Annotated in this window: 19 protein-coding genes; 8 read left to right on the top strand and 11 right to left on the bottom strand. The window is 45.4% G+C overall.

What is annotated here, in order from left to right; translation table 11 throughout:
- Positions 1-31: 31 nt before the first annotated feature.
- Positions 32-973 (bottom strand): DUF8428 domain-containing protein, encoded by a 942-nt coding sequence (locus FEM33_RS02995; RefSeq protein ID WP_139010632.1) that lies wholly within the window; start codon positions 971-973, stop codon positions 32-34.
- 138 nt (positions 974-1,111) lie between these two features.
- On the opposite strand from FEM33_RS02995, the gene FEM33_RS02990 reads away from it, so the two are divergent.
- Complete coding sequence (locus tag FEM33_RS02990; protein WP_139010631.1) at positions 1,112-1,774, top strand: YggS family pyridoxal phosphate-dependent enzyme; 663 nt, start codon at positions 1,112-1,114, stop codon at positions 1,772-1,774.
- 4 nt (positions 1,775-1,778) lie between these two features.
- Here the strand turns inward: FEM33_RS02990 and FEM33_RS02985 are convergent, their stop codons facing one another.
- Positions 1,779-2,843 (bottom strand): glycosyltransferase family 9 protein, encoded by a 1,065-nt coding sequence (locus tag FEM33_RS02985; RefSeq protein WP_139010630.1) that lies wholly within the window; start codon positions 2,841-2,843, stop codon positions 1,779-1,781.
- Positions 2,844-3,026: 183 nt separating this feature from the next.
- Here FEM33_RS02985 and FEM33_RS02980 point away from each other — a divergent pair, with 183 nt between their 5' ends.
- Complete coding sequence (locus tag FEM33_RS02980) at positions 3,027-3,404, top strand: DUF423 domain-containing protein (RefSeq protein WP_139010629.1); 378 nt, start codon at positions 3,027-3,029, stop codon at positions 3,402-3,404.
- Positions 3,405-3,408: 4 nt separating this feature from the next.
- On the opposite strand, the gene rodA is transcribed toward FEM33_RS02980, so the two are convergent.
- The 8 genes from rodA to ruvC all read right to left on the bottom strand — a co-directional run bounded on the left by rodA (position 3,409) and on the right by ruvC (position 13,980).
- Positions 3,409-4,692, bottom strand: coding sequence for a rod shape-determining protein RodA (gene rodA, locus FEM33_RS02975; protein WP_139010628.1), 1,284 nt, complete (start codon positions 4,690-4,692; stop codon positions 3,409-3,411).
- Between the two features lie 39 nt (positions 4,693-4,731).
- Entirely contained in the window at positions 4,732-6,627 is a 1,896-nt protein-coding gene (mrdA, locus tag FEM33_RS02970; RefSeq protein WP_229214059.1) for a penicillin-binding protein 2, read from the bottom strand.
- A gap of 67 nt (positions 6,628-6,694) precedes the next feature.
- Positions 6,695-8,266, bottom strand: coding sequence for an NFACT RNA binding domain-containing protein (locus tag FEM33_RS02965; protein ID WP_139010627.1), 1,572 nt, complete (start codon positions 8,264-8,266; stop codon positions 6,695-6,697).
- 190 nt (positions 8,267-8,456) lie between these two features.
- Positions 8,457-10,031: a DHA2 family efflux MFS transporter permease subunit gene (locus tag FEM33_RS02960; RefSeq protein ID WP_139010626.1), complete on the bottom strand. Its 1,575-nt coding sequence runs from the start codon at positions 10,029-10,031 to the stop codon at positions 8,457-8,459.
- A gap of 33 nt (positions 10,032-10,064) precedes the next feature.
- Positions 10,065-11,177 carry an HlyD family secretion protein gene (locus FEM33_RS02955; protein WP_139010625.1) on the bottom strand — a complete coding sequence of 371 codons (1,113 nt, stop codon included), beginning with the start codon at positions 11,175-11,177 and terminating at the stop codon, positions 10,065-10,067.
- 61 nt (positions 11,178-11,238) lie between these two features.
- Positions 11,239-12,582, bottom strand: coding sequence for a TolC family protein (locus FEM33_RS02950; RefSeq protein ID WP_229214058.1), 1,344 nt, complete (start codon positions 12,580-12,582; stop codon positions 11,239-11,241).
- Positions 12,560-13,204 carry a TetR/AcrR family transcriptional regulator gene (locus FEM33_RS02945; protein ID WP_139010624.1) on the bottom strand — a complete coding sequence of 215 codons (645 nt, stop codon included), beginning with the start codon at positions 13,202-13,204 and terminating at the stop codon, positions 12,560-12,562. Before FEM33_RS02945 ends, FEM33_RS02950 begins: the two co-directional genes overlap by 23 nt.
- Before the next feature lie 191 nt (positions 13,205-13,395).
- Complete coding sequence (gene ruvC, locus FEM33_RS02940; RefSeq protein WP_139010623.1) at positions 13,396-13,980, bottom strand: crossover junction endodeoxyribonuclease RuvC; 585 nt, start codon at positions 13,978-13,980, stop codon at positions 13,396-13,398.
- A 7-nt stretch (positions 13,981-13,987) separates the two neighbouring features.
- On the opposite strand from ruvC, the gene FEM33_RS02935 reads away from it, so the two are divergent.
- Positions 13,988-15,001 (top strand): lysylphosphatidylglycerol synthase domain-containing protein, encoded by a 1,014-nt coding sequence (locus tag FEM33_RS02935; protein ID WP_139010622.1) that lies wholly within the window; start codon positions 13,988-13,990, stop codon positions 14,999-15,001.
- Positions 15,002-15,013: 12 nt separating this feature from the next.
- Entirely contained in the window at positions 15,014-16,162 is a 1,149-nt protein-coding gene (locus FEM33_RS02930; protein ID WP_139010621.1) for a glycosyltransferase, read from the top strand.
- A gap of 17 nt (positions 16,163-16,179) precedes the next feature.
- Here the strand turns inward: FEM33_RS02930 and FEM33_RS02925 are convergent, their stop codons facing one another.
- On the bottom strand, positions 16,180-16,989 hold the full coding sequence (locus tag FEM33_RS02925; protein ID WP_138280555.1) for an XRE family transcriptional regulator: 810 nt from the start codon (positions 16,987-16,989) through the stop codon (positions 16,180-16,182).
- A 129-nt stretch (positions 16,990-17,118) separates the two neighbouring features.
- On the opposite strand from FEM33_RS02925, the gene FEM33_RS02920 reads away from it, so the two are divergent.
- From FEM33_RS02920 to idi, 4 genes are all read left to right on the top strand, one after another.
- Positions 17,119-18,015 carry a MerR family transcriptional regulator gene (locus tag FEM33_RS02920; RefSeq protein ID WP_139010620.1) on the top strand — a complete coding sequence of 299 codons (897 nt, stop codon included), beginning with the start codon at positions 17,119-17,121 and terminating at the stop codon, positions 18,013-18,015.
- A complete protein-coding gene (crtID, locus tag FEM33_RS02915) occupies positions 18,005-19,510 on the top strand; it encodes a bifunctional phytoene desaturase/3,4-desaturase (RefSeq protein ID WP_139010619.1) in 1,506 nt (501 codons plus the stop codon). The genes FEM33_RS02920 and crtID overlap by 11 nt, the downstream gene beginning before the upstream one ends.
- A gap of 3 nt (positions 19,511-19,513) precedes the next feature.
- On the top strand, positions 19,514-20,350 hold the full coding sequence (locus FEM33_RS02910; protein ID WP_139010618.1) for a phytoene/squalene synthase family protein: 837 nt from the start codon (positions 19,514-19,516) through the stop codon (positions 20,348-20,350).
- Between the two features lie 71 nt (positions 20,351-20,421).
- Positions 20,422-20,943: an isopentenyl-diphosphate Delta-isomerase gene (idi, locus tag FEM33_RS02905; RefSeq protein ID WP_139010617.1), complete on the top strand. Its 522-nt coding sequence runs from the start codon at positions 20,422-20,424 to the stop codon at positions 20,941-20,943.
- The last annotated feature ends 6 nt before the right edge of the window (positions 20,944-20,949 follow it).

The following is a 20,949-nucleotide window of genomic DNA, read 5'->3' as shown; positions in this document are numbered from 1 at the left end:
TTACTTAACACCAAGTTATTCAGCCTCTGCGCTACTTTACCGTAAATTCGCCCTGACCAATCTTGAAACCTTCGGTATATACTTCAATCGAATATTTTCCGTCTTTGAGCGGAATGCCGCCGCGGCCGTAGAAAATATCGACGGACTGACGGGAATTATTGAATGCAACGGTTTCTTTGGAACTGTAAATCAATTCCTGACCATTATACATAAATGAACCCGAGCCCGTTGCCATATCGGATAAAACGGCTCCGTCCGGATCCAGGATACGCAGGTAAATTTCCTTGTTGTTCTGCTGTGCAACGGCATTTTCTCCCAGCTGGAAGTTCACTTTCAGTTTATCAATCCTTTTTGAACGGTATTTTCCGCCTTTGCTTTCTTTGCCTTTGGACGAAAGCGCATTGACGGTCAGGTTTTCAGCACGTAATGCAGAAGCAATATTCACCTTTTCACTTAATTCCCTGTTTTGCACGGAATAACTGGTAACAGAATCAGCAAGCTGCTGCCTTTCGGATTCCAGGCCGGTTACTTTCTGGTTCAGTTCTTCATTTCTGGAAGTGGCAATGCCAAGCTGCTGCCTCAGTTGCGTAATTTCACTGTCCTTTTCAGACAGGATCGTTTCATAAGACTTGATTTTCTTGCTGTAACTGGCTGCTGAGTAAGCATTTGCATTTTTCAGTTCACGTTTGTCCTTTTCAAGCCTTTCTTTCAGAACCACAAGTGAATCCACACTTCCGCCCAGTTTCTGAATTTCTGCAATTTTCACGTCCAGCTCTGCTGAAATGGAATCCAGCTTGGTTTTTATAAATAAAACTTCTTCTGTTTTGGCTGTAATAATTTCGTCCTTTGCTACATTTTCCTGTTTTTCATGATATATAAAATAAACAAGCACGAGATTAAGCAATAACAATACAGCCAAAGCGGCCCATAAAAGTGTTTTTCTATCTTGCTTTTGTTCTTGATTATAGTCCATACAGAAGGTTAATTTTTGAAATTAGTTGGTAAAAGAACTATGTTTTTTTCAATTTTGAAATAAGTTAACGCCGATTTCTGTTGCCATGCCTATTTTTTCAATTTATAATTCAGCTTACCAAAATCTTATTCAATTCTGATGCCTTCCATTGCAGAAAACATTGCACAAACAGAAAGCCGCCTCAAACCGGGAACCCGGCTAATTGCCGTAACGAAAACCAAGCCTGTGGAAATGCTCCTGGAAGCTTACCATGCCGGATCCAAACTGTTTGGTGAAAACAAGGTCCAGGAAATGGCTGCCAAATACGAAGCGCTTCCGAAAGATATTGAATGGCATATGATCGGGCATTTGCAAACCAACAAGGTGAAATACATGGCGCCTTTCGTGTCGCTGATCCATTCTGTTGACAGCCTGAAACTGTTGAAAGAAATTAACAAGGAAGCGGCAAAAAACGACCGCATTATTCCTTGTCTTTTACAGATTTTCATTGCGCGTGAAGAAACAAAATTCGGATTATCCGAAGAAGAAGCCGCGGAAATCCTGCAATCCGAAGAATTAAGGTCTTATAAATCGGTTAAAATCAAGGGATTAATGGGAATGGCTTCCAATACGGATGATGAAACGAAAATCAGGGCTGAATTCCGGGGATTAAAAAACCTGTTTGATTCCTTTAAACAATTTGAATCCGATCAGGTCAAGATGCAGGAACTGTCGATGGGAATGAGCGGCGATTATCCGATTGCGGTAGAAGAAGGAAGTACGCTTGTGCGCGTCGGAAGCGCTATCTTTGGTTCAAGGTAAAGCATCAGTTCTGCTTTTCAGCTTTGCGGCTGTTCAGAACGGACGCTACTTTTTCACGCACAAACTCAAATGAAAGCGCGGAACACGGCATTCCGTCCTGGCGGACAAACAAGGCATTTTCCTGTCGTCCGTAGCTTCCGGAATACGGATTATACTGTGGAAAATTATTGAGCGACCCCATTAAAATAATCCCGAAAGTGCCCGTTGCATTGCCCAGATGCGACGGGCCGCTGTCCAGACCAATAAAGAAACTGGCCCGGCGAATAACTTCCGCTGTTTCCAGGATAGACAACTGGCCGCACAAATTCCGGTATGCCCCGGTTTTAATTTCAAGATTGCTTTTCAGCCCGATTTCCACGATTTCATAGTCATATTGATCCGCAAGCCATTCCACCAGTTTTTCCCAGTGTTTTGCCGGCCAGTCTTTCGGAGCATAATTGGACTGACAATGAATGACAATGAACTTTTTGTTCAAATGCAGGGAATCCGCTTTTTCAGCATGTTTTTTCTGCAAATAAAGTCTGGGCTGATCGTCAGCAGGAAATGCCGTTTTTGCCGGGATCAAATCGCCGGATTGCGCAAAGACTTCCAGCAGGTTTCCGTAATCAAAGTAATTGAAAATGGTTATATCACGCTTTTCCGCCACCGGATTTTCGATAAAAATCTGACATTTCGGGCAGTGATTATTGTTTTTAAACTGCAACTGAAACACTTCGTCAAATACGCCGGTTTGAAGCAGTACTTCCCTCTGCGTCACACAGAATTCCTGCAAAACTTCGTCAATGGCAGGATTATAATCGACCAGTTCATGAAAAGCCGGCTTTACAAACCATACAATGTATGCATCCGGGTACAACGACCGCACATATCGGGAAATCGGCTCGGCCGCTACAATGTCGCCGAAATGTTCCGTGCGGATTACAGCCACCAGCTTACGGCCCTGCTTTAACCTGCTCTTGACAGTTTTAAAATGAAGCCCGGCCCGATAACCGAGTAAATTGGCTTTCAGAATATGCGAATATTTGTGATAGCGATGTGTCCAGAGCTGGATAAAGCGTTCTAACTTCATTTTAAATCTAATTTCCGCTATCAACCGCGTGCGGAAACCGCTTTATTTTAAAAGCGCGCAAGATAATAAAATAGATTTAAAGAGTTGGTTCTGCCTCAATCGCGGCCTAACTTTACCGCCAGGCTGCTGATCGGAATCCGGCTGCAGTTCCTCACTTTACAGAAACCATTGTTTATAAACATTATGAAATTCATGATTCAGGCAGGCGGAATTCTTGGGGCTCTTGCCGTTGCACTTGGCGCTTTCGGCGCGCATGCATTAAAAGGAATGCTGGAAACTTCGGGAAGAGCGGACACGTTTGAAACAGCCGTCAAATACCAGTTTTATCATGCTATTGCGATGGTTTTGGTCGGAATACTGATGCAGCGCGCAGGTGCGGATGCTGTCCGTTTGCTGGGCTGGTCGGGCAATGCCTTTGCAGTCGGCGTGATTATTTTTTCCGGATCGCTTTATGCCATCTGTTTTACCGGCATTACCAAATTCGGTGCAACCGCACCGATCGGCGGCGTTGCGCTCATTATCGGATGGATTCTGCTGATTATGGCCGCAGGAAAATTATAATCGCCTAACCTCTCGAAAGTGTAAAAGGCCGCTGTGCATCAATTTTCAGGAAAATAAAGAGCAGAATTGAAAATGACCACAAGGAAGAACCGCCATAACTGAAAAAAGGCAGCGGAATCCCGATGACCGGCATCAGCCCGATCGTCATGCCGATATTGACCATAAAATGGAAGAAAATAATTCCTGCCACGCAGTAGCCGTAAACTCTGGCAAAGCGGCTACGCTGCCTTTCAGCAAGCACTACGAGCCTTGAAATCAATGCTATAAACAGGACAACAACAATTGCAGAGCCTATAAATCCGTGTTCTTCCCCTACGGTACAGAAAATAAAATCGGTACTTTGTTCGGGCACGAAATCGAATTTGGTCTGGGTTCCCTGTAAAAACCCTTTCCCGGTAAAGCCACCCGATCCGATTGCAATTTTGGACTGGATAACATTCCAGCCGATTCCCCTCGGATCGGAATCCGGATCGAGCAAAACCATAATACGGCCGCGCTGGTGCTTCTGAAGGACATTATTCATGAAAAAGTCAACACCGAAAACAATCCCGATCATGACAACAGCAATCAGAATCGTTGCCCAGAGCCCTCCTCTCCTTCTGGTCATCACCGGCATCAGCCATATTACGAGTCCGGCAATCACGATAATAGCGGCGGCAATATACCATTTGATAAATAATAAGGTAATAATCAGCAAAGCAGCCATCACAATGCCGATCGCCGGGATAAACCCGGGCATTCCTTCGCGGTAAAGAACAATTGCAAAAGACGCGAAAACCAGCATGGAACCGGTTTCATTGGATAAAAGAATCAGCAAGGCGGGAACGGCAATGATGCCCAGGATCGGATAATAATCTTTCAGCTTGCGCGTCAGACTGATCGCCGGATCGCTTAAATACTTGGAAATAGCGAGACTGATGGCCAGTTTGGAAAATTCCGCCGGCTGTAATGAAACCGGCCCGAACTTGATCCACGACCTTGATCCGTTGACGTTGGAACCCGCAAAAAGGACCATTACCAGAAGAAAAATGACAACCGCATAAATGATGAACGAGAACGTCTCGTAAAATTTGTAGTCAATGACCAGAATACAGACGATCAGCAGCGCCGCAGTCCCGATCCACATCAGCTGCTTGCCGGCATTGTTGTTGAAGTCAAACATGCTGGTATTCACCTCCGGATTGTAAACGGCCGCATAGATATTAATCCACCCGATCATAAGGCATGCAATGTAAATGAGCACAACGACCCAGTCTACATTTTTGGTTATGGGCTTGGTTTCCGACATGTTCTGAATGATTGTAATGCTGAATGTTGATAGTATTGCTTACGGCCTTGCTGCGGAAGGCTTGGTTTCGGTCACCGGCTTCTTTTTAGTCGTGTCTGCAGGCAAAGGCTTCTTCTGTCCCGGCAGAATTACCTTGCTCATCAGGTCTGCCTTCATCATCCTTTCTTCAAGAGCCTTGTTTGTAACTTTCCGGGTAAGGTATTTTTCTATGATCAGGTTGGCGATCGGTGCTGCGGCCTGCCCTCCGGCTCCGGCATTTTCAACAAAAACTGCGATGGCGATTTTAGGATCTTCAACGGGTGCAAAGGCAATGAAAATGGAATGGTCATCGCCTCTTTTGTTCTGCGATGTTCCCGTTTTTCCTGCGATCGTAATGCCTTCGACCCTGGATCTTCTCGCTGTTCCGCCTTCCACTGCGCCGATCATTCCTTCAATTACAGGCTCAAAATTATGCGGCTCCACGCCAGTTTCATGTCTGACAAGGTATTCAGGATTTACTTTCTTCTTATCGCCGATTCCGTGAATAACGTGCGGGGTATAGAAATAGCCCCGATTGGCAATGATCGCCGCAACGTTGGCCATTTTCAACGGCGTGATCAGCAACTCGCCTTCACCTATACTCAATGAATAAATATTGGAAAACTTCCAGCGGTACTCGCCGTAAAAACGGTCGTAGTATTTTTTATTAGGTAAATTTCCCTTGTACTCGCTCGGAAGGTCGATGCCCAGCCTTTGCCCGATTCCGAATTTACTGATCTGATCGTGCCAGTTGTCCAGCCCGACAGCGGATGCTTTAAAGGTATTTTTGATATTGTTCTTGTAAATGATCCTTCTGAACACATTGTAAAAATAAGGGTTGCAGGAATGCATCACGCCCAGTGCAACGGTTCCGGTAGCCGGATGATTGTGACAGCCAACGGGACAATTCGCATGCGTAAAACCGCTTCCCGGCGTAATCACGCCTTCCTGAAGTCCGATCAATGCCTGGATCAGTTTGAAAGTGGAACCCGGCCTGTAACTGGCCATAACCGGCCGGTTGAACAATGGCTTGTAAGGATTTCTTGCAAGCGCAGCGTAGTTTTTGGAAAAATAACGGCTTGCCAGAATATTGGGATCGTAAGTCGGAGCGGAAACCATGGAAATAATCTGCCCGGTTTTAGGCTCGATGGCAACCACGCTTCCCACTTTGTTCACCATCAAACTATCGGCATACTGCTGCACTTCCAGATCGATTCCGGAGTAAAGATTTTCCCCGGCGACGGCCATGGTATCCAGTTCCCCGCCTTTCCAAGGGCCTTTGTACACGCCGCTTACGTTCTGCATGACGAACTTGGTACCGCGTTTTCCACGCAGTTCATTCTCGTAAATTTTCTCGATTCCGCTTTGCCCGATGTAATCGCTCTGGCGGTAATAAGGCTCTTCCTGCTTCTCCAGCTGCGTTTTTGTAATTTCACTGACGTAGCCGAGCGTATTGGCAAGTGTTGGCGCCGTATAAGTCCGCAGCGAGCTTTTGGCAAACTCGAAACCGGAATAATCCACCATGATATCCTGAATGGAAGCAAAATCCTCTTTGGAAAGCTGCCGTAAAAACAGCGAAGGTTTTACCCGGCTGTATGCGCTGGCCGCAGCCATCAGACTGTCAAAGTCGCTTCTTTCGATTCCCAAAACCTGACAAAAACGCAACGTATCATCAACTCGGGCCTTGTACGGCGTAACAAGCAGGTCATAAACCGGCGTGTTGTATACGATGAGCTTTCCGGTGCGGTCGTAAATCTGGCCGCGAAACGGAATTTCAGTCACACGTTTGATGGAGTTGCTCGATGACTCAATGGAGTAGCTGTCATCCAGTACCTGTAAGTAGAAAAGTCGCAATAAGTATGTTAGACCTATTAAAGCAAAAAAACCAATGATGACAAAGCGACGATTTTCAAGCATCCTGCACTTATATTCCTGTTCTCAAATTTCATACGAAGATCGTTACATCGCAGGACTTATCAAAGCCCTAACTGCCTTTCGCAACAACCATTATTACATCTTCTTTATCTACGACCACTGCGCCGTCCGGCAAACCTTTGGGTTTTCTGACGAATTTTTTGGGCGTAAATATCACCGGGCACAACGAATCGTTTTTCCTTTTGGAGTAAAATGCGGCCAGTTCTGCGGCGCGTTCAATGACAAGTTCCGGAAAATTGCGCCCGGGCTGGTTTTTAATGATAACGTGCGATCCGGTAACATCTTTTGCATGAAGCCATAAATCGTCTTTGCCCGCATAATGCTTGGTCAGCAGATCGTTGTTTTTTGCATTCCGGCCGATCAGAATCGTGTAACCCAGAAATTCTTCTTTTTTAAACAGTTCATCCTGTGAAACCGGCGCCTTCGACTGGTTCAAGCCGCTTTTTTTGACATAAGCCCGCAGTTCACGCAGCGAATCAATGTTTTCGACGCCCGCAAGATGTTGCTGTAATTCTTCCAGTTCCGCCATTCTGGCTTCAATGCTCTCGTTCAGTCTGGCAATTTCAATCTTTTCGTTTTTTGCTTTCCGGTAAAATATTTCAGCGTTTTTCTGGGCCGACAAGTCTTTTTTGAGCTTGATCACAATCGGTTTGTCGCGGTAAAAATCATACAGTTCTGCTTTCTCCGTTCTTTCGGGAATGGCATGCATGTTGGCCATGATGATATTTCCGAGCTCTTCATTTTTAACGGCATTTTCAAGTTCTGTCAGTTTGTCAAAGGTATTGGTCAGGTAATTATTAGTCTGCTGAATGCGTTTTCGCAGTTTACGTAACAAATCTGATTTTTCCTTTTCAAGCCCGTCGAGCCGCACATAAGACATGTAAAATGCATTCAGTGCCTCGACCGGATCGTTGTATGCTGCAATCATTTCTCCCGCTTGGATCAGTGATAAAACGGGAACCAGCTCTATTTTGGTCAGATAATAAGGCGGCGATTCCAGCTTTTCCAGAAGTTCAAGAATAATCTGCCATCTTTCCGCAGCGGATTGTTTTCCTTGTAGAAGTCCGGAAAGATGTGCGTTCACCAGTTTTCCGAAAGTAGGAAAAAGCACTTCATGCCGCATATCATTGCGTACATATGCTTCAAAAGACTGATCAATAGGCCTGTTCAGAGAATCAATCGTAACGGATTTGTCAGCAGCCAGTTTATTGTTGAAAAGCAGCGTGGCGTTTCCGTCCGGGTCAAAAGCAATCAGATTGGAACGGTTGCCAAAAAGCTTGAAAACAAGTTTTTGTCCATCCTGAAAACGGATCTGAATGGCCCTTTCATTTTCAAAAACGGACAAAAATTCAACTTCATTTCCGCTTAATCCGGTAAAAAGGTTTACACTGTTTTTACGTGCACGTTCAAATTTATCCGGAAAACTGAGGCACGCAAAGTTCGATTTCAAAGTCGCCTTGATCAGGAACGGATTTGAAAGTTCCTCAGCCGCGGGCGCATCTGCAAACACCAGAATAATTTCGTCCTTTTCCTGACTGAATGCTTCAATAAAGATTTTCCCGGCAATTCTTTGATGAAGCGCCGGGGCAAGCTGTTTTAAAAAATAATAATTCTGGTGCACAGTAACTTTGATAAATTATCGGGTAAAATTAGTCAGATTTTGTCCGGGAACCAGTCTGCACGGACTTTGACTTTTCATAAGGATCAATGAACAGCCGGTTTTCTATCGTTAAAACAGATTGAATGTCCTAAACAAGAGAAGCTTTCCGGATTGCGGAAAGCTTCTTCATTATTACTACCTACACTAAATATCAATGCATTGCAGAAGCATCTACTTTGGTCTTGCCGCTTCGTGTCCACAATACAAACGGCACACAGATCAGGAACATAACACCCAGATACAGAAACACATCCATATAGGACAATACCTGAGCCTGTTTTGAAACCGTATAATCCAGTATTTTATAACCGCTCTGAAGCGCTACATCCGAAGTCATTCCTTTTGCCATAAACGAATGCTGCAAGCCTTCCACACGCTGCTGAACGACGGGATTATTGACATCCAGCTTGCTTACAAGATCGTTGCGGTGCAGCATATTCTGACGTGCGATGAATGTTGTGATCACCGCCACACCGAATGAACCGCCGAGCTGGCGCATCATTCCGGTAAATGCAGCACCTTCTCCGATTTCACGGCCTTTCAGCGTGGAAAGCGACAATGTTGTAATCGGAACAAACAACAATCCCAAACCGATTCCTCGGATAATGAGCATGTTGAAAAAAGCATCTTTGCCCGTATCCGGAGTAAGCACCAGATATCCCCAGTAGCTGTAAATAAAGAAGAAAATCATCCCTATAGCAACCAGATACTGCTGCTTGACGCCTCTCTGTAACAATTGTCCCACGATCGGCATCATCATCGCTGTTACAATAGCCGCCGGCACCATCAGCATCCCGGATTGTGTAGCCGTCCAGCCAAGCGTAGCCTGTGTATACAACGGAATAATGAAAGTGGAGCCATACAATCCGAAACCCAGGATAAATGACAGTACGGTTCCCACTCGCAGGTTTCCGTTGGACAAAACACGAAGGTTCACAATCGGGTTTTTATAAGTCAGCTCTCTCCAAATGAAAAAGAAGAACCCGAAAACGGTCGTGACGGTCAGGATTGTAATGATTTCGTCGTTAAACCAGTCTTCTTCCTGTCCTTTTTCAAGAACGTACTGAAGCGATCCGACTGCAACGGCCAGCAAGGCAATTCCTATATAATCAATTTCGTTGCTGGCTTTTTTCTCGGAATACTTCGGACTTCTTACAAACTGAAGCGTAAGCATGGCCGCAATGACACCCAGCGGAATGTTAATATAAAAAATGTACGGCCAGCTGTAATTATCAACAATGTAACCTCCAAGCGGCGGGCCCAGTGTCGGTCCCACGATAACGCCCAGTCCGTAGATGGCCTGCGCAATCCCTCTTTTTTCAGGCGGATAACTTTCCGTGATCAGCGTTTGTGCAGTTACAAGCAGCGCACCGCCGCCAAATCCCTGAATCAGTCTGAAAAATACCAGTTCCCATATATTGTCCGCATTTCCGCATAAAAATGAAGAAACGGTGAAAATGATAATGGAAGCAGCAAAATAATTTCTACGGCCAAACTGCTGCGAAAGCCAGCTTGTCATCGGCACAATGATCACGTTACCAATGGCGTAAGCCGTAATTACCCAGCTTACTTCTGACAAAGTACCGCCAAGGTTTCCACGCATATCGTTGAGCGCCACATTGACAATCGTTGTATCCACAATTTCCAGCAATGCGCACAGCACGGCTGTTATCGTGATGATAACACGCCGGAAGCCGTACTCAACCAATGATTCCTGTAATTCCATTTATATTCGGTTTAGAATCAACAATTCGGATTCCTAGTCCAACTCAACATCCACAAACACGTTCATTCCCGGGCGGAGCTGCGCAATACGGGCGTCGTTCGCGTTGGTAAATTCTATTCTGACGGGCAGCCTTTGTACGACTTTTACAAAGTTTCCGCTTGCATTGTCCGGAGGCAGTAACGCAAACCTTGCGCCTGTAGCCGGTGAAAACGAAGCAACTTTGGCTTCAAATTCATGATCGGGATAAGCATCCACATGCACAAGTACGCGCTGGCCCAGTTTCATTTTCGTAAGCTGCGTTTCCTTGAAATTCGCAACAACCCATGGTTCTGTGGTGGAAATAATGCTGAAAAGCGATTGTCCCGCCTGCAGATATTGTCCGACCTGCGCATTTACTTTTGAAACACGGCCGTCTGTAGGTGCAGTAATTACGGTATAGGAAAGGTTCAGTTCAGCGTTGGCGATATCGGCCTGATGCGCCTTGATATTGGCATTGGCCACACGGCTCTGAACGGAAGTGGCGCGCGTTTGCTGTCCGGCTGCTTTCGCCTGACGTTCTGCTGCATTTCTTTGTGCCACAAGCACTTGAAGCTGACGTTCGGCTGTTTGCTTTGCTGCGGAGGCCTGTTCGAATTCCTGCTGCGTAATGGAATGGTCCTTGATCAGGTTTTCATATCTTGCAAAATCCTGAGTGGCCCGCCATACATTTACTTTTGCAGCTTCAATCTGCGCTTCAACAACGGAAATGTTGGCTTCATATGTAATGCCGCTTGCCTGTGATGCAGTAGTGGTCGCATTCGCAAAACCCAGATTTCCCTGCGAGCTGGACAATGCTGCACGTGCCTGTTCCAGCTTGATCAGCTGATCTCTTTTGTCGAGTACGATCAGCGTATCGCCTTTTTTAACGGACTGATTGTCTTTAACCCTGATTTCTGTAACGTATCCTGAAATTCTCGGAATAACCGGACTGATGTTCGCATCGACCTGCGCATCATCGGTTTCTTCGTGATGAAGGCCGTGATTATATTTAGTATAACCCCATGTGCCTCCAATTGCAATCAATAAAACTAGGATAATAATGAAGCGATAGCTTTTCTTTTTAGGTGCAGCTTCTTCGGCTTCTATTGTACTGTGATTGGTTTCCATAATATTGTAATAGTTGATTTTGAACGAGTGTACGGGTGGAATTAAAACCGGATTTTATTTTTCAGTTAATTACGCCTGCTGTTTGTTCCAGCTTCTTGTATGCTACAACGGCATCCGCTTTTGCAGCTTCATAATTTATCCTCGACTGAACCTGTGCTACATCGGCATCCAGCAATTCGGTCGTGTTCACAAGGCTGTTATCGAATTTGTTTTTGGTAATCCGGTAATTTTCATTGGCCTGCTCCACCGCTTTTGCATAAACATCAATCTTTCTTTTGCTCAAAACATAGTTGTAATAAGCCGTATTGACTTCCAGATGGATTCGGTCCATCAAAATTTCTTCATTTGTTTTCAGCTGATAAACCTGCGTTTTAGCCTGGGCAATTTTCGCACCGGATTTCCAGAATGAACCGATATCATAACGCAGTCCGATTCCGGCATTCATGGCATTCGGGATGACGGCAACGCCGGGAATATTCAGCGCCACATATCCGGCGGTGAGCGCAAGACTTGGATAAAAATCCGCTTTCGCCACTTTTATATTGGTTTCCGCAGCTTTCCGACGGATTCCGTTGGCAGCAATGTCCTTTCTGTGCGTCAGTGCGGTTTGTTCCCATTCATTCACATTGCCTTCTTCTTTCAGCATGGTAAAACTGGCAGAATCCGCAGCAAGTACCGTATTCTCAGGAAGTCCGAGTAACAAATCCATATTTATGGTTGTTACTTTCAGATCATTTTCAGCATCCAGCAAGGCAAGCTGTACATTGGATTCCTGTAACTGCGCTTTCATCAGGTCATTTCTTGCGAGCAGTCCGTTTTTTTCGCGGTTGGTAAATTCCTGTACACGCTCGCGTTCACGCAGCAGGTTTTCGGCAACAAGGTCTACTGATCTTTTAGCCTTGTACAGATTGCTGTATGCCGCAACCGTATTCTGAATCACAGCTTCCCGGTCACTTTCAGCATCCAGCTTTGCAGCCTGTTCCAGATACCGCGCCGATTCCAGACCGTATTTGAAACGAAATCCAGAGAAAATCGGCAAAGATGCGCTCGCCATTCCGTACATGGCCTGATGCACCTGCAAAGAACTGGCTTCGGTCGTAGTGGTGTCCGATCCACTGGACGTTTTGATCTTCAGATTGATATTTGGCGTATTCAGTCGTAAATACGAACCTGAAACGCTCAGGCTTGGCAACTGGTTTTCACGGATTTCGCGGATGTTGTATCCTGCAATATCCACATTGGTCTGGCTAAGTTTAAGCTGTTTACTGTTCTGCAGACTCAGCTGAATCGCTTCTTCCAGGGTGAGCGTACGCGCAGTCTGGGCAAAGGAATGAGCGGCTGCGACAATCCAAATGATCCCGGTTGTCACAGAAACCATTTTTCTAATTCTGGATGTGGTGTTCATTAGTCACGGTTAATTTAAATAAACTTTTAAGATGCTGGCTTAATTGATTTTTCAGATATTTCTGGAATTCCGCCTCGTCCATATCTTCCAGTTTATGAAGTTTCTTATAAAAACGCTGGGTGGCGATTGCCTGAATAATCGTACCATATAAAGTCGTGGTCATCAGGCTCATATCAATATTGCTGCGAAAATCGCCGGAGGCCTGCCCTTCCGAAATGATTTTCTGCATGATTTCCATGTTGCGGAATTTCAGGTTCATGATGTGCTCGGCAATGACCGGCGTCCTTTCGGTTGAAAGCTGCTCGCGCATCATGATATTATGGAAAGACTGGTTTCCCATTAACCTTTCTATGACGCTGTCTATCAAAATATTGATTTTCTGGATCGGCGTTACGTCCTCGGCTGCCAGGATATTTTCCAGACGCGAGCGGGACTCTACCGTACGAAGTTTGAAAAGTGCCTCGATCAGCTTTTCCTTGGAACCGAAGTAGTATGAAATCATAGAAACATTCACGTCCGCTTCCTGCGCAATATCCCTTACCGAAGTGCCCGCAAAGCCTTTCTTGGCAAACAGTCGTTCGGCAACATCTATAATCTGTAATTGTTTTGCGTTGTAATCCATTTAATGAAGTCGTTTATTTTTTCCGCATTCATTGTTAAATGATGTTACAAAGATAATACTTGCACACAGCTTAATCAAACGTTTGTTTGATAATTTTAAACAAACGTTTGATTAAGCTAAAACAATCTTAAATTATTACCATTAAAATTTTTTAATGTCGGTCTTGGAGGACTGAATGGCGGAGGTAAGCGTTACTTGATTCTTCCCGGATTCTCACTTACAAAAGCGCTCCAGCCGCCTTTTTTGGACTTTCCGGAAGAGCCTGAAGTGCCGGATGCAGGCGAATTTGCATGGTACTGATGGCATATTGCAATGGCGATTCCGTCCGTTGCATCCATAAATTCACGGCTCAGTTCCATTGCAAGGATTTTTTCAAGCATATAGGCAACCTGTTCCTTGGAAGCACTGCCGCTGCCGGTCACCGACTGTTTTACTTTCCGTGGCGAATATTCCACGATGGGTATGTCCCGTGCCAGTGCGGCTGCCATGGCAACACCCTGCGCACGGCCGAGTTTGAGCATGGATTGCGGGTTTTTGCCATAAAAAGGATCTTCTATGGCCATTTCATCAGGAAGATAATCTTCAATCAGCTGGGTGATGCGTTCAAAGATTTTCTTCAACTTCAACTCATGCGTAGTATATTTGCTCAGATGAATGACACCATACTGAACAAGCGTAATTTGCTGCCCTTTTACCGAAATCACGCCATAGCCCATCACCTGCGTGCCGGGATCAACTCCAATAATTACCTTTTCAGTAGCTTCGGTCTGCTGCATTTTTATCATGGTGCAAGATAAGGAACTCTCAGGTCCAAAAGAAAAAAGAAACGTCAGGAACCTGCTGGCGGCAGGAAAACTGCTGGTTACAGTTCTTATAATCAGTTATATATATAAAACCTTTCTGAATGAGCAAAAAGGCATTGGCGACGTAAGTATCGTGTTTGCGCAGCTGTTGACTGCTGACCATTTGCCGCTGCTTTCTCTGATGCTTTTCCTCGTACCGGTCAACTGGGCGCTCGAAAGCCTGAAATGGCAGCGGCTCGCCGGAAAAGTGGTTCCCGTTACTTTCAGGGATGCATTCCGCGGCACGCTCACCGGGCTGGCCATCGGCGTGGCTGCGCCGGCTCAGCTTGGCGACACCATCGGCCGGGTTGCCGCCCTGAAATCGGATCGTCGCCTGGAAGCAATCGGCGCTGCAATTGTTTCAAACGGGATCCAGTTTTATGTTTCTGCGGCGGCAGGTGCGGCAGGCTGGTTTTATCTGTATGAAAACCTGTCTCTTTCCGTATGGAGCAAACAAGTCCTGCATGCATTGCTGATTACAGTCCTTTTTTCCGGAATAATTGTCGTTTGGCTCCGGAAACCGCTTACCAACTGGAACCCTGAAAAAACATTTTTCAAAAAAATACATGGCTACATCCGGATCATCGGCAATTACTCAGCCGGCGAACTGCTGATCTCGCTATTTTACGGAACACTTCGCTACATGGTTTTTATCAGCCAGTTTATAATGGCACTGCTGCTTTTCAGATTTCCCGTTTCCGTACCCGAACTTGCAGCCTGCGTGTCGCTGATTTTTCTTGCCAAAACCCTGATTCCCGCTGTTAATGTACTTGGCGATCTGGGACTCCGGGAATTTACGGCATTGGTTGTATTTCAGCATTATCAGCTTCCTGCCGAGCAAATCATTGCAGCTACTTTTCTTGTCTGGATTATCAACGTGCTGGGTCCTATCCTGATCGGGATTTTCCTGATCTGGAAATACAAATGGAAAAATGCCGGAAAAATGAAATCTTAATCATATCATCGGATGACAGAACATTATATATTACCGTGGCTACTTCCGCTTCTCTGGATCATAATCGGGAGCTATGCCCTATTTACCTTTATCTTAACGTTTTTCTGGAATAAAATCAAAAAGCTGCCTTCCGACATAAACAGTACTGATTTCATTACAGTCATTGTCCCCGTAAGAAACGAAGAGGAAAACATGGCTGCATTGCTGAACGATCTTGAAAATCAAAGCTTCCCGTTTTTGCAGTTTGAAGTACTGATCATGGACGACAACTCTACGGACCGCACTGCGGCAATCGTCAGTGAAATCGCTAATTGTTCGCAATGCAATATCAGGCTCATTTCACTGCCGAATACGCCTACGACTTCCCCGAAAAAGAGAGCGATTGAGACGGCCATTGTCCATGCAAAAGGAAACCTGATCGTTACAACGGACGGCGACTGCCGGAACGGACCGCATTGGCTGCGCGCCATTGCAGACTGCCACGCGGCAACGGGTGCAAAGCTGATCAGTTCGCCGGTTACATTTTCCGATCCCCGATCCCTGACCGATCATTTGCAAACGGTTGAATTTGCCAGCCTGATCGGAAGCGGTGCGAGCGCTATTTCTGCCGGTTATCCTTCTTTATGCAATGGTGCCAACCTTGCCTACGAAAAAAGTGCGTTTACTCAGGTCAGCGGATTTGACGGCGTAAGACATATTGCATCGGGTGACGACGAATTCCTGATGCACAAAATGGCAGCTGCTTTTCCGGGAAGCATCCGTTTTCTGAAGGATTCCCGCGCTGTCGTTTACACCAAAGCGCACAGTACCTGGACCGGGTTTTTCCGTCAGCGCAAAAGATGGGCAAGCAAATGGAAACATTACCAAAGCCGTACGCCGCTTGTGCTGGCACTTTATATTTTCATGTGTAATTTTTCTTTGCTTACTGGAATCGCGCTGAACATAGTTGGTTTGATTGATCTTCGGACATTTCTGATGCTTGCAGCCGTAAAGTGTATTCCGGAATGGCTGTTTCTTGGCATTATACTGAACTTCCTGCGGAGACCGAAATCCATTATGTACATCCCTGTTACGCAGCTTATTTATCCTTTTTACGTCTGCTTTTTCGGGCTTGTTGCCCAAAAACCCGAATATGAATGGAAAGGGCGGAAACTCGTCTGATCAGCATGGTTTCCAGATCAGGCGCGTCCTTTTATTTCCTTGATCTCGTTCTGCATTTCCTGTAACATACGCATAAGTTGCTGCATATCCGTTTGTGCTTCGGGAAGCTGCTTGCTGTGGAAACTGTAATATTCCCAGAGTTCGATTACTTCTGAAATGGGTACGGTATAAGCAAAATACTGTTTGTTGAACGATTGCAAAAGCATGGTTCCGTCCGGATTGATCGTCACCTGCTTGAACACAAAATCCTGATCACCTTTCAGAATTACGATGCATGGTGTTTCCGGTTTAAGGCTTGTCCAGTCCTGCACATAACGCGTAATAATATCGCTGCCTTCCGGAACCGGGAGCATGGAATCGCCGACAGTCGGGAACATCCGGAAAGTTCCGCTTCTGGGCAGTGTCGGCAAACTGAACCTCGGCAGCGTCGCCAGAAATTCAGGGTCGCTGTAACCGGAGCGGTATCCGGCTTTGGCCTGCACGGGGACATATTCGATGTTTTCTTTTTCCTGCTTGTCAACGGTTATGGCCAGCACCCGGACCTGACTTCCTTTCATAAACAGTTCACTGCCTTCTTCCAGGTCTTTGATCTTCTGTTCCGAAAGCTTGCTGATGTCGATTTTCAGCAGGCTGTCGATGCTCATCCTGAACAGTTCCGAAAAGTTGATGAGGTCATCAATCGTCGGATTGGCCGTCCTTCCGCTTTCATGTGCATTCAGCTTGACCCGGGAAATACCCAGTTTTTCAGCCAGCGCTTCCTGACTGAGTTTACGACGAAGACGGAGAAACCTGATGTTCACCGGCCAATAAATTTCCTGAGCTCCCATAACCCGTTGATATTTTTAAAATCAAACAATAGATATTAATAATATCAAATGTAGCATCAAATTTTAATTTTCAGACAAAAAGAACAAAAAATAATTTTGTTTAACTATTTTTGAAAAATGTTAAACAAAATGTCAACGTATTCTATTAAAGACCTGGAACGGATCAGCAGCATGAAAGCGCACACCATCAGAATATGGGAACAGCGGTATGGCCTTCTGGAACCGGAACGGACGGACACCAATATCCGGCTGTACAATGATGAACAGCTGAAGAAGCTGCTGAACGTATGTACACTCCTGAATCGCGGAATGAAAATTTCAAAGATCAGCAAACTGACCAAAGACCAGCTTGCAGGCGAGATAGAAAGGATCATCGCAGAGCCGGTGCACGATGACGTACAGGTTGAAGCGGTCATCAGTCAGGCGCTTATAGCGATTGCTACTTACGACGTTCTGCTTTTTGAATCCCTGTTTTCCAATGCGGTCAGAACTTTCGGCATGCATAAGATTTATGAAAAGATACTGTATCCGCTTCTGGTCCGTACCGGGTTGATGTGGATCAAAGACGACCTTCTGCCATCGCAGGAACACTTTTTGTCTAATCTTATCAGACAGAAAATATTCTCCGCAATCAATCATTTACCCTATCCGCAAAATCCGGAACAAAAATGGGTACTTTTCCTGGATGAGCAGGAAGATCATGAAATCGGGTTACTTTTCGCACACTATCTTATACGCGAACACGGACATGCTGTGATTTATCTGGGTGCCCGTGTGCCATATAAAGATCTATTGTTCGTAATTGCACAATGCAAGCCTACACACATTTATTCATTCATTGTCAGTAACCGTCCGGAGGACCGTACTGAAAAATATTTTCAACAGCTGAGAACCGATTTCAGTGAACTCGCCGTATGTATTTCAGGCGGTGATGAAAAAACGATGGAAATTGCGCAAAAGATGGGGATTGTCTGCATCAAATCCATAGACAGCCTCATTGAAATTCTAAATACTCATGCAAACTAAAAGGGTAACAACATTGGGGAAATCGCCGGAAGTAGCAGTAATCGGATCAGGGTTTTCGGGTTTGGCCGCTTCTGCGGTACTGGCCATGCACGGAAGCAAAGTAACTGTCTATGAAAAAAACCGGGAAATCGGCGGAAGGGCCAGAACGTTTGCACAGGATGGATTTGTATTCGACATGGGCCCGAGCTGGTACTGGATGCCTGACGTTTACGACAGTTTTTATCAGTTGTTCGGAAACATTACGGCTGACTTTTACGAGCTCAGAAAGCTGGACCCGGGATTTGCAGTGATTTTCGGGGCCGGTGAAGTCATGGACATTCCCGCCGGTTTCGATGACGTTTGCACACTTTTTGAAAGCATAGAACCGGGAAGCGCGGAAAAGCTCAAAAAGTTCATAGCAGAAGGCGAATTCAAGTATCATGTCGGCATGAACGACATGGTTTACAAGCCCGGGCATTCCGTTACGGAGTTCTTTAGTTTTCAGCTGTTTAAGGATGCATTGAAACTTCAGTTGTTCACCTCTTTCAGCAAGCATGTAAGGCAGTATTTCAAGGATCCGCGGCTACTTGCGCTGATCGAATTTCCGGTTTTGTTCCTCGGTGCCATGCCAAAAGATACGCCTGCCCTGTACAGTCTGATGAACTTTTCAGGATTGAAACAGGGAACATTTTATCCGATGGGCGGTTTTGGGAAAGTAGCCGATTCTTTCAGGCAAATTGCTGAAAACATGGGAGTTAATTTTAAAACTTCCCAAAATGTTGAAAAGCTAGAAATCCAGAAGGGTACGATCAGCCATATTCATGCCAACGGCAACAGCCAGCAAACAGACGCTGTGATCGGAAGTGCTGATTATCATCACATCGAAACCGCTTTGCTGGAAAAAAATTACCGTTCCTATCCGGAATCTTACTGGGAAAACCGGGTTTTTGCACCTTCCTGTCTGCTGTTTTATCTGGGTGTTGACAAGAAAATTGAAAAGCTCCGTCATCACAACCTTTTTTTCGATGAGGATTTTGAACAGCATGCGGTGGAAATTTACAAAGACAAAAAATGGCCTGCAAACCCGCTCTTTTACGTTTGCTGCCCGTCTAAAACCGATCCGTCCGTTGCACCCGAAGGCTGCGAGAACCTGTTTGTGCTAATGCCTATCGCCATCGGGCTGAACGATCCTGAGGTTATACGCGAACAATATTACAACGCATTGATGGACAGACTGGAAAAATTTGCCGGCGAAGACATCAGAAGCCATATATTGTATAAAAAGAGTTATTCGACATCCAATTTTGTGAATGATTACAATGCATACAAAGGCAATGCTTACGGACTTGCCAACACACTGATGCAGACGGCTATTTTCAAGCCCAAGCTGAAAAGTAGAAAAGTAAGTAATCTGTTTTATGCCGGCCAGCTTACAGTGCCGGGACCCGGCGTGCCGCCTTCCATTATTTCTGGACGTATAGCAGCTAATGAACTATTAAAATTCCTAAATAGGTAAGTTATGAAGATCCTTTTTGACAATTTATCCGCTACATGCAGCAAAACCACAACCCAATTATACAGCACTTCATTTTCACTGGGAATCTATTTTCTTAAGGCAGAATTTCACAAGCCGATCTACGGCATTTACGGCTTTGTAAGACTTGCCGATGAAATTGTGGACAGCTTTCACGACTACAACAAAGAATTCATGATGGCGAAAATACGGCAGGACACCGTGGAAGCCATTCGTGACAAAATCAGCATCAATCCCATTCTGAACAGTTTCCAGCACGTTGTCCATACTTACAATATTGAGTGGAAACTCGTTGATACTTTCCTGAAAAGCATGGAAATGGACCTGATGAAAAAAGATCATACGGCGGATTCCTACAACGAATATATTCTCGGATCGGCCGAAGTGGTGGGGCTGATGTGCCTCCGCGTCTTTACAGAAGGAAACAACAAGCTTTTTGAAGACCTGAAACCTTTTGCCATGAAACTCGGTGCCGCTTTTCAGAAAGTCAATTTCCTGCGCGACCTGAAAGCGGATTATCAGGATCTTGGAAGAACCTATTTTCCAGGCGTTAACTTTAATCATTTTTCTTCCAGAGACAAGGAAATCATCCAGCAGGAAATTGAAGACGACTTTGAACAGGCACTTGTCGGAATCAGGCGCCTGCCGAGCGGTTCGAGAAGAGGCGTTTATCTTGCGTATTATTATTACAAAAAACTATTTCTGAGAATCAAGGAAACAGCTCCTGAAAACGTGATGAATGCACGCATCCGGATTCCGGATTATGATAAAGTCGGCTTAATGTTTCGTTCACTTGTAAGGCATCAGTTTGATCTTTTATAACGTTTTTTTGTTGTAACCAATATCAGCGACGGATAACTCACATTATCCGGAAATCCTTAAAATCCTTATTTATGAACGATCAGGTTGTGCTAGTAAATGAAGATGACGTGGAAGTGGGCCTTATGCCGAAGCTTGAAGCGCATCAGAAAGGCGTGTTGCACCGTGCATTTTCCGTATTTATTTTTAACTCCGAAGGTGAAATGCTTCTGCAGCAAAGGGCTTTCGGGAAATACCATTCCGAAGGACTCTGGTCAAATACATGCTGCAGTCATCCGCTGCCGGACGAGTCCGCGCATGACGGCGCCGTACGCAGACTTCAGCAGGAAATGGGCATTGAAGCAGAATTGCAGTTTCTGTTTACTTTCCAGTATCATGTGAATCTTGAAAACGGGCTGGCAGAAAACGAGCTGGATCATGTTTTCTGGGGCATTTCGGATGCCGTTCCGGAGATCAATACGCTGGAAGTGAGCAATTACAAATACATCCGGATGGAAGAGCTTAAAGCCGATCTGATCAGAAATCCGGAATCCTATACGGAATGGCTGAAAATATGCCTTTCGGAAGTAGAGGACAAAATTTCGTTACCAAAGTAGAATCAT

The organism is Dyadobacter flavalbus (assembly GCF_006149045.1).
GTDB lineage: Bacteria > Bacteroidota > Bacteroidia > Cytophagales > Spirosomataceae > Dyadobacter > Dyadobacter flavalbus.
This window is presented reverse-complemented; position numbering and strand designations above follow the sequence as displayed.

Coding starts and splice junctions, on each gene's coding strand:
- FEM33_RS02925 (WP_138280555.1), bottom strand. CDS start 16,989: ATGGGAGCTCAGGAAATTTATTGGCCGGTGAACATCAGGTTTCTCCGT.
- ruvC (WP_139010623.1), bottom strand. CDS start 13,980: ATGCAGCAGACCGAAGCTACTGAAAAGGTAATTATTGGAGTTGATCCC.
- FEM33_RS02930 (WP_139010621.1), top strand. CDS start 15,014: ATGACAGAACATTATATATTACCGTGGCTACTTCCGCTTCTCTGGATC.
- rodA (WP_139010628.1), bottom strand. CDS start 4,692: ATGTCGGAAACCAAGCCCATAACCAAAAATGTAGACTGGGTCGTTGTG.
- idi (WP_139010617.1), top strand. CDS start 20,422: ATGAACGATCAGGTTGTGCTAGTAAATGAAGATGACGTGGAAGTGGGC.
- FEM33_RS02995 (WP_139010632.1), bottom strand. CDS start 973: ATGGACTATAATCAAGAACAAAAGCAAGATAGAAAAACACTTTTATGG.
- crtID (WP_139010619.1), top strand. CDS start 18,005: ATGCAAACTAAAAGGGTAACAACATTGGGGAAATCGCCGGAAGTAGCA.
- FEM33_RS02910 (WP_139010618.1), top strand. CDS start 19,514: ATGAAGATCCTTTTTGACAATTTATCCGCTACATGCAGCAAAACCACA.
- FEM33_RS02980 (WP_139010629.1), top strand. CDS start 3,027: ATGAAATTCATGATTCAGGCAGGCGGAATTCTTGGGGCTCTTGCCGTT.
- mrdA (WP_229214059.1), bottom strand. CDS start 6,627: ATGCTTGAAAATCGTCGCTTTGTCATCATTGGTTTTTTTGCTTTAATA.
- FEM33_RS02920 (WP_139010620.1), top strand. CDS start 17,119: ATGTCAACGTATTCTATTAAAGACCTGGAACGGATCAGCAGCATGAAA.
- FEM33_RS02990 (WP_139010631.1), top strand. CDS start 1,112: ATGCCTTCCATTGCAGAAAACATTGCACAAACAGAAAGCCGCCTCAAA.
- FEM33_RS02985 (WP_139010630.1), bottom strand. CDS start 2,843: ATGAAGTTAGAACGCTTTATCCAGCTCTGGACACATCGCTATCACAAA.
- FEM33_RS02955 (WP_139010625.1), bottom strand. CDS start 11,177: ATGGAAACCAATCACAGTACAATAGAAGCCGAAGAAGCTGCACCTAAA.
- FEM33_RS02945 (WP_139010624.1), bottom strand. CDS start 13,204: ATGGATTACAACGCAAAACAATTACAGATTATAGATGTTGCCGAACGA.
- FEM33_RS02960 (WP_139010626.1), bottom strand. CDS start 10,031: ATGGAATTACAGGAATCATTGGTTGAGTACGGCTTCCGGCGTGTTATC.
- FEM33_RS02950 (WP_229214058.1), bottom strand. CDS start 12,582: ATGAACACCACATCCAGAATTAGAAAAATGGTTTCTGTGACAACCGGG.
- FEM33_RS02935 (WP_139010622.1), top strand. CDS start 13,988: ATGGTGCAAGATAAGGAACTCTCAGGTCCAAAAGAAAAAAGAAACGTC.